A 7,718-nucleotide genomic window follows, 5' to 3' on the forward strand; every position below is an offset into this window, starting at 1 on the left:
GTCATGGTGGCGTTCCTTCGCGGGAATCAGGTGACGTGAACAATCACCAGCCTGCCATGACCGCCCCCTCTCAGCGAATTTGCAGAACTCTCAGCACACTACCTGGCAGGCTCGCAAACCATGCACGATTTGACGTCAGCCAAATGACATAATCGGTGAGCCAAGCTGGACCTTACACGGCGTCACACCTAGTCCGGGCCCGGTCGGTATCTGAATCCGGCCCGCTTCAATCCGAACGGCGTTCTCGTCGTCGAAATGTCCTCGAATATAGGGCGCTGCGATCCAGCAGCCTTCGAACCTCGACGGCGCGACGGTAGCACCCGCATGCACACAGGCTGCGGCAATGATGTCCCCACCCCAAGTGTCGTCACACGTGTGCGGCAAGCTGCGGGCGTCGCAGATGTCACGGATAGTCCGGAGTGCCGAAATGCCTCCGACACGCGTCAATTTGATACCGAAACCGTCGACCACTCCGCCTGAAATGGCCCGCAGAATGCTGTTCACGTCCTCCGCCGACTCATCCATGTAAACAGGATGGCAAAGCTGATGCCGGATGGCGGCGATGTCCTCCATTGTGTTGCAAGGCTGCTCCATCACCATCGAGATTTCCCTGCAACGATGCGAGAGGAACATTGCGTCCCGGCTCGTCAGACTTCGGTTCGCGTCTGCTGCGATCCGTATTCCCGGCTTGATCGCATCCTTAACCTTGTGGAGCGTCTCGATGTCCTCCTCGACGTCGCGGCCGCCAATTTTTAATTGGACCCGTGCATAACCTTCCCGTTGGCGCTCGCGGGCTTCCCGCGCCATCTCATCGGGCGAGGCCGTCGAAATTGAATAGTAGGCGGGAATTGTGTCGCCGGTTGCTCCACCGATAATGTCGCAAACTCGCCGATTGTAGGCCTTGCCCGCGATGTCCCACGCCGCGACGTCGATGGCCGCCTTTGCATACCTGCTGCCATTCAGCGCTGCATCCATCGCCCGATTTAATTGGCCGATATTCCGCGGGTCTAGCCCGATCAGGCTCGACCCGATCTCCTGGAGAGCCGCCCTTGCGCCGAGCATGTGTTGCGGCTGATAGATCGGGCCTGCCGGACAGGTCTCGCCAAAACCGACAAGACGAGTATCCGTGATCAGTTCGACGACCGTACTCTGCAGATGCAGCACTGTCGCCGATGCCAATTTCAATTGGCGGACGGCAGGCACATCGACGTTGTACACATTGATCCCGGCCAGTTTCATTTGCGTCTCCTCTATCGGTCGGCGTCGAGCTTCATCGACTTGGCGATGCTTTGGCAGCCGAAAAAATTACCGGCTACATACTTTCTTACGCCCCGTTTTTGTGGCGGCATGTTGAACCGTCCGCGTTGGTGATATGAATCAAGTTGAGAGAATGCCTGTTCTCGTTCGCAATCACGATCGGACCACCAACTCGCTCCCCAAACATGGCGGCACGACATTTTTCCCAACGGCGGGCTGCCGGCGTTTTCGGCCATCGCCTCAGAAAGATCGAAGCCGTCGATCGACTGGAAACCTAGACAGACCAGTTGGCAACCAACAAGACCTGTTCCGCAACCGGCATCCAAAATCGGCACGGCTGCGCGGTCTATATCGACGTAGGCCACCTGCACAGCGCCCGCCAGGTCCGCTACGACCAGAGGGGCAGCAGTACCCCCTGGCGGTCAACATCGAGATGGCAAGAGTTAGACCATTCCCGATAGTAGTCCGCCAGCCGGCTGGCGCCGCCGTGGAGCACGTGTGAAGCCTTGATCCGTTCTTGTGCGGCTTGCTCACTAACTGCCGGTTTATGCAGAGTGTCCACTAGATTACTCCGTTTGGTGCTACCTAAACACTTGTCCATCTATCGGTGCCTGGTGGACGGGACCTGCCGGCCCGCAAAGCGACGGCCGACCTTCCTTGCGGCGGCTAACCGATCATGCGGCTGCGCCACGAAGATCTTCGGTATTAGGAGGACAAATTACACGATTCGGCAAGACGTCCATTGTTAAATAAGTTTAAGTCTTCTTTACACCGGCGCCATTTCTGCACCGTGTAATACGTGTTTTTGTTAACATTCTATTTTGGAAATATGTCGTTTACTACTAGATAGAGCCGTGTGTATTTGTATTAGCCAGTCATTGGCTGAAATGTCGGAGAAGACTTGCCGCAGAAAAGTATTGTTGCCCCCGAAGGACCGGACACGCTCAGGGTTGGGTCTGACGTTCAGGCTGCCCTGCCTCCTGTCGAGTTTGGAAGCCTTGCATTCGACGGTGGCGAGTTGGATTCGATGCCCATCGTGGGCGGGTCCTGCATTAATTTTATCCGGACGCTAGGGAACCTGCTGAACCGGGCGGGGTCGGCGCGATCACTGCGACGTCGTTTCGTTCGTGACCGCCATTGAGGAGCCGGACAACTTCAAAATCCCGCTCCGTAGCGCCTGACTTGGCCTGACGACCCGACGATACCAATCGGGAGAGGTCGACTTTGATGGCCACATATCCCGACGGGGCGAATCGTCATTTGCGAGGCCTTCTCTACGAAGCTGCGACGGTCATCCTGAGCCGCAGCTGCACCGACAGCAGCCTGCGGACCTGGGGCCTGAGACTCCGGGAGAGGATCGGCTTCAAACGAGCCGCCCTTAGCCCGCAAACTGGCACTGACAATGCATGCGATGCTCAAGACCGGCGAGCTCTCGACCGGATTCCGGAGCGACAGCATGACAACGGATAGCGTTCAGTCTCTGAGCGCGCCGACACGTCCGTGCCAGGACGTGGACAGAGCCATTCCGCTAGGTGTCGCACCGCAGGCTCAGCTGAGTGCGTCAAATGAAGGCTTCTCCCCGCGAAGCTCCATCATGCGACAACCCTGCAGCCGGCACACGCGTCTTAGAAGTGCAAGACACTTGATGTCACCATTGCGATTAGTTTCCGTTGTGATCAAGCACGTTTTTCGACCCAGATGCGATCGGCTTTGACGAGCGCATTGGCGGTGGCGAGGAGCTTGCGCATAACCGCGACTATAGCGATTTTGGCTGGTTTGCCCGATGCAATGAGGTGCTGATACTTTTCCCTGAGGTCAGGGTTAAAGCGGGCAGCGACGAGAGCGGGCATGTAGAGTGCACGTCTAACTATGGCCCTTCCACCTGGATGAAGCTTCTGCCTTTCCACTGCCCTGATTGGCGGGCGACGGGAGCGAGTCCTGCTAGGCATGCGGCCTGTTTGTTATCAAGTGATCCGAGCTCTGGCATAGTGGCGACCAACTGGTTGGCAGTGCGTGGGCCGAGGCCAGCTATGCTGGAGATAATTTCATGCCGGCGGGCAAGTTGCGGATCGGCCGCAATGCTTGCTGCGAGCTCGGCATCGAGAGCGATTATATGCTGATCGATCCGATTGAGGCGTAGTTTGTGCTGACGCTTTAGAGCGGGATGAAATTACGGTGAGTCGATAAGGGATTCCCAAATCGGGTGAGGAATTTGATTCAACCTTCTGGCTGGAGCTGGAGGCCAGTATGGTTGGTTGCTATTCGATGGACCTTCGTGAACGGGTTGTTCGTGCGGTCAAATCCGAGGGGTTTTCTCGGCGCGCAGCGGCGGCTCGATTTGGTGTCAGCTATAGCGCGGCCATTGAGTGGCTGAAGCGTGTGGAACGGACCGGCAGCGTGGCGCCCAGCCAAGTGGGCGGTTACAAGCCCAAGAAGATATCGGGAGCGTGGCGCGACTGGCTTGTCGAGCGCTGCCGGGAAAAGGACTTCACCTTGCGCGGCCTTATCGCCGAACTGGGTGAGCGCGGCCTGAAGGTTGACTACCGCTCGGTGTGGGAGTTCGTGCACGAGGAGAAGCTGTCTCACAAAAAAAGACGGGACTGTCAGGAAATCTGTGCGCGAGGCCGGTCTCGTCATTGGCTGACGAACCTCTCGCCGAAGACAACGGCGAACTGGGTCTTGGCCTCGAACCATTCGCGCGGCGGTCGTTTCCATTCCTCAGCCGCATGGTTCAGGACCAGATATAGCAGTTTCATCGCCGCGTCGTCACTCGGGAATTGTCCGCGGGTGCGGACGGCGCGGCGCAGCTTGGAGTTCAACGCCTCAATTGCATTCGTCGTGTAGATGATCCGGCGCACACTTTCTGGGAAGGCGAAGAACGGCACGACGTGCTGCCAGTTGCGCCGCCAGCTCTGAGTGATCGCGGCCCGCTAAGGCATGAGGCGACGGCACCTAGAATTGATCGGATTTCTTCCTGATCCCGTCCTGGAGTGCGAAGCGGCCACGAAGCTCCCATTCTAGATCGAGGATTTCGGAAGAATCCACGCCCAGTAAACGTCGTCCCGAACCCGTGATGCCGATCACCCCACCGCTATGCCTCCGGGCCATGCAAAGGTGTGCCGGCGCGAGTTCTAACTTCAAGCGTTCCGCTCTTCGGCCGAGATCTTTCGCAACCACTCGCGCAGCTGCTCGGCCGCCGGCGGGGTCCGATTGTCGTTCCACGTCAGATAGTATCCTCCCGGGGCGTCCAGCTCGAGGTCGGTAATCCTGACGAGCTTGCCCTCTTCGACCGATGTTCGCACCAGCCGGTGCCAGCCCACGGCAACGCCCTGATCAGCCTGGGCGGCTTGCAAAGCCACGAAGACCCTGCTGAACCTATGGCCACGAAGTGGCCCGTGGGGAATCCTGGCGCGGCGTAGGACCTCGTCCCAGCCGACCCAGTCCGGTTGGACCCATTCAACGTCCAGGAGTGGCAGTTCGGGCAAGCACTTGGCGGTCACATCGCTGTGCTCCTGGGCGAAGCCGGGACCGCAGACAGGATAGATGACATCGCCAAACAACAGTTCCGCTCTCTCGTCAGGCCATAAGCCGATGCCATAGCAGATACGCAGCTCGACTTCAGCGCGCGGATAATCGCGCGAACTGTCGGAAATCACATGGTCGACTTTGATACACCATGCTGTGACCAAAAGCGCCGCATGCGGCATCAACCACATGGACGCGAACGCATCGGTGGAGGCAATCGTTACATGCGGGAATGATCGCCGCGTTTGATGGTCCTGACGACATCGGACGCCTTGGAAAAACTGCTTGCCAGCACGCTATAGAGGACCTTGCCAGCGCTGGTAAGCACGACGTCGGCTCCAGGCTTCAAAAACAGCGGAACGCCAAGCTCGTCCTCAATGGCTTTGATCTGCCGACGGATCTCTCCGCATGTTACATCCAGCTCGGAAGCCGCAACCTTGAACGAGAGATGGCGTGCCGATGCCTCGAATACCTCAAGGCCAGTCAGGGACGGAAGATCATAATATTGACGAACCATTGAAAAAGCCAATCAGATCGGCAGTCGCGAACCAAACAACAGGGTACCCACGTCGTTTTCTTTCCTATAAACGACCGCCGCCAGTATATACGCGTTAACGTTGCGAGACTGATCAGTCACCACCGGCCTTCGTGACGGATTGCGCCCGTCCGCCGTGACCCACGCAAGGTGCGTGCCTAATTGGCGCACCGTTGGTGTACCACTCGCCAATACAGCCGGCCCGGCCGTGGCGACCGTTTCGTCGGGTTTCCGACATCTTTGTCCAGCTTCGGACACAAGCTTTGTGGATACACGCGGAATCGTCACATTGAAGAAGCCCGTCACTTGGGTTATATCCGCATGGTCAGCGCAGTCAGCCACGGGTTCGCATTGGCCAAGAAGTTCTGCCTAGCTGCGAACGTATCGGCCTTGCCTCTCGCCAGGATCCACGGTGGTGTCGTCATCATGCGGACAGCTTCGCAGCAAGCACATGCGCCTCGATCAGCGCGTGCACTGGCTTCAGCACCGACACAGGGCAGACCTGGTCCGCCAGCGTGGAGAGGCTCAGATCGATGCCCGCGCAGTGATAGCGCTCGCTCTGCCGGTTCAACGGCTAATGGTGGGCAATCTTCTCAAACAGGATCATCGCCAACAAGTTCGGCGCAGCAAAGCCTCGCGGCTCACATATGAAGGGTGCAGGCGGCCGCGCGATCGTCTCGCATTCGCGAGAGGCGACTTCTCGCGTTCGGTCTGGCTCACTTGTCCACTGGCGCAGGATGACCTCAGGGTCTCGGTGATGCCCTCGCAAGCTTCGCCAGTCCGGTCGACCCCCAACACGAACGGTTCGACGGAGTGGCAATGACCACGCGTTAGCACGGCAGATTATCGGATTTCCTTGACGGTCGCTTGCGCTCGAAGGCTCTGACGTTGTCGACGACCGCGCCGCGATCGCCGCCGAGCCTGACGGTATTGTCTCACCCATGGAGTTTTCTGAAAATCCGCCCGCGGGCGGCTTCGAAAGCTCGCCTGTTTGCGGACTGGCTCGCGAAGGACTTTTGAACGGTTGTAGCTCTCCGGAATGAAGTGCGGCTGGCATTGTCACGTGAGTAAGTGCCTGTCCGCTCTCGTCACGCTCTGGCCAAGTGAGCGTAACTTGCTACGAAACGCCCGAATTTGTGCTCGCCGCACGTCACCCGCTTGTAGCGAAGTGGGTTGCTGTCTGTGACACATGAGGGCAATGGTTCGATGATCGCATTGAAATCAGCGTCGATAAAGAAGGGGATCGAGTATCGCTCGCGGCCCGAGCTATTTACCACGCGGTGCATGTTCGCCAGGTAGAGATCGTTCGTGAGCCGCTGAATCAGATCGCCAATGTTGATTACGAATGTGCCGTGAATCGGAATGCCCTCGACCCAATCGCCATCTCGGTTCATGACCTGAAGACCCCCCACGTCGTCCTGCGCCAGGATGGTCAGACTGCCGTAATCCGTGTGGGCGCCAATACCGATGATCTCTTCGCCAACATAGCCACTCTGCGGCGGGTAATGAAGCAGACGCTGGATGCTGATTGGTTGCCGCATAAGGCTTTCGAAATAGCTTTCCGACAGGTCCAGACTGAGCGCAATGCCCTGCAAAAGTTTTTTCGCGAGGTCCACCATCTTTTGATGGTATCCGTATGTCAGTTCCCGAAACTCGGGCAGACTTGACGGCCACTGGTTGGGGCCAAAAAATGGACCTTCCAGCGTCGAACGTTCAGGTCCGAAGTCAAAGCACTCCTTCAGGTCTTTCGTTTTGCCCGGATCGGTGTTCTCCCCGAACGGCTCAATGTATCCGCGGAGGGCCACATCTGATTTGCTAACGTGCAATGTCATCTTCTGCGACAAGGGCAGATCAAAGAACCGACGGCTAACATCGAATACCGAATCCACAAAATCCTGAGGAATACCGTGGTTCTTCACATACATGAACCCGGTGTTCGACAAGGCCCAACGTATCTCCTTTGCCACCCTCTGTTTATTGCTGCCATCGAGTAGCGGCGCTATATCAACCACCGGGATCTTGTCAAAGCTTTCGCGTTTCGCGCGCAGCTTGTCGTCCAGTCTGACCACGAGTTCCTTAGACATGAGTACACCTTTGTTCGACAATGGAGTCGGCACAACGATTTGGGGCCATTTTCTTGCTTGACTGGCAGCGTGAAGAACCGTCGGGAAGCCTGGATAGGCTGTGCCGAGAATTCTTTCGAGGTGAAGGTGCCCTGCTCAACAAGGGTAGAAGAACCCGAACTCCTGGCAGGGCATGCGTAGGCGCTCGCGCTCTTCGTTGTCGTCTTGCATGGGTTGCCAGCTTCGCCAGCGCGATTTGCGGTAGCGTGGTCATGGCCGCCCCTCCGTTGGTGCGCTGGCCTTCTCGGGCACCTGGAAAACCCAGTAATGCGCGTTCT

At 57.8% G+C, this 7,718-nt stretch carries 6 protein-coding genes and 5 pseudogenes; 2 read left to right on the top strand and 9 right to left on the bottom strand.

Features of this window, described 5'->3' with window-relative positions; all coding sequences use genetic code 11:
• Positions 1 to 135 precede the first annotated feature (135 nt).
• Both NKH38_RS32880 and NKH38_RS32885 read right to left on the bottom strand, forming a co-directional pair.
• Positions 136 to 1,239 (bottom strand): mandelate racemase/muconate lactonizing enzyme family protein, encoded by a 1,104-nt coding sequence (locus NKH38_RS32880; protein WP_352765679.1) that lies wholly within the window; start codon positions 1,237 to 1,239, stop codon positions 136 to 138.
• Positions 1,240 to 1,250: 11 nt separating this feature from the next.
• Complete coding sequence (locus NKH38_RS32885; RefSeq protein ID WP_352765678.1) at positions 1,251 to 1,622, bottom strand: class I SAM-dependent methyltransferase; 372 nt, start codon at positions 1,620 to 1,622, stop codon at positions 1,251 to 1,253.
• Positions 1,623 to 2,349: 727 nt separating this feature from the next.
• Between NKH38_RS32885 and NKH38_RS32890 the strand changes: the two are divergent.
• Positions 2,350 to 2,683, top strand: a pseudogene (locus NKH38_RS32890) (transposase); the annotation flags it as partial.
• A gap of 250 nt (positions 2,684 to 2,933) precedes the next feature.
• On the opposite strand, the gene NKH38_RS32895 reads toward NKH38_RS32890, so the two are convergent.
• Both NKH38_RS32895 and NKH38_RS32900 read right to left on the bottom strand, forming a co-directional pair.
• A complete protein-coding gene (locus NKH38_RS32895) occupies positions 2,934 to 3,107 on the bottom strand; it encodes a hypothetical protein (protein ID WP_352765681.1) in 174 nt (57 codons plus the stop codon).
• A gap of 6 nt (positions 3,108 to 3,113) precedes the next feature.
• Positions 3,114 to 3,244: pseudogene (locus tag NKH38_RS32900) on the bottom strand (transposase); the annotation flags it as partial.
• 260 nt (positions 3,245 to 3,504) lie between these two features.
• On the opposite strand from NKH38_RS32900, the pseudogene NKH38_RS32905 reads away from it, so the two are divergent.
• Positions 3,505 to 3,852: pseudogene (locus NKH38_RS32905) on the top strand (helix-turn-helix domain-containing protein); the annotation flags it as partial.
• 38 nt (positions 3,853 to 3,890) lie between these two features.
• Here NKH38_RS32905 and NKH38_RS32910 read toward each other — a convergent pair.
• The 5 genes and pseudogenes from NKH38_RS32910 to NKH38_RS32930 all read right to left on the bottom strand — a co-directional run.
• A pseudogene (locus NKH38_RS32910) lies at positions 3,891 to 4,181 on the bottom strand (transposase); the annotation flags it as partial.
• Positions 4,182 to 4,394: 213 nt separating this feature from the next.
• On the bottom strand, positions 4,395 to 4,973 hold the full coding sequence (locus NKH38_RS32915) for a LysR substrate-binding domain-containing protein (RefSeq protein WP_352765677.1): 579 nt from the start codon (positions 4,971 to 4,973) through the stop codon (positions 4,395 to 4,397).
• Positions 4,974 to 5,002: 29 nt separating this feature from the next.
• Positions 5,003 to 5,311, bottom strand: a complete 309-nt coding sequence (locus NKH38_RS32920) for a LysR family transcriptional regulator (RefSeq protein ID WP_352765676.1) — start codon at positions 5,309 to 5,311, stop codon at positions 5,003 to 5,005.
• A 386-nt stretch (positions 5,312 to 5,697) separates the two neighbouring features.
• Positions 5,698 to 6,236, bottom strand: a pseudogene (locus NKH38_RS32925) (IS66 family transposase); the annotation flags it as partial.
• A gap of 169 nt (positions 6,237 to 6,405) precedes the next feature.
• A complete protein-coding gene (locus NKH38_RS32930) occupies positions 6,406 to 7,401 on the bottom strand; it encodes an isopenicillin N synthase family dioxygenase (RefSeq protein ID WP_352765674.1) in 996 nt (331 codons plus the stop codon).
• Between the last annotated feature and the right edge of the window lie 317 nt (positions 7,402 to 7,718).

This window comes from Mesorhizobium sp. M1078 (genome assembly GCF_040318615.1).
Taxonomy (GTDB): Bacteria; Pseudomonadota; Alphaproteobacteria; order Rhizobiales; family Rhizobiaceae; genus Mesorhizobium.

What these genes read in the sequence shown, in the direction of transcription:
- NKH38_RS32880 (WP_352765679.1), bottom strand. Translation starts at nt 1,239, where the DNA reads ATGAAACTGGCCGGGATCAATGTGTACAACGTCGATGTGCCTGCCGTC.
- NKH38_RS32895 (WP_352765681.1), bottom strand. Translation starts at nt 3,107, where the DNA reads ATGCCCGCTCTCGTCGCTGCCCGCTTTAACCCTGACCTCAGGGAAAAG.
- NKH38_RS32915 (WP_352765677.1), bottom strand. Translation starts at nt 4,973, where the DNA reads ATGTGGTTGATGCCGCATGCGGCGCTTTTGGTCACAGCATGGTGTATC.
- NKH38_RS32930 (WP_352765674.1), bottom strand. Translation starts at nt 7,401, where the DNA reads ATGTCTAAGGAACTCGTGGTCAGACTGGACGACAAGCTGCGCGCGAAA.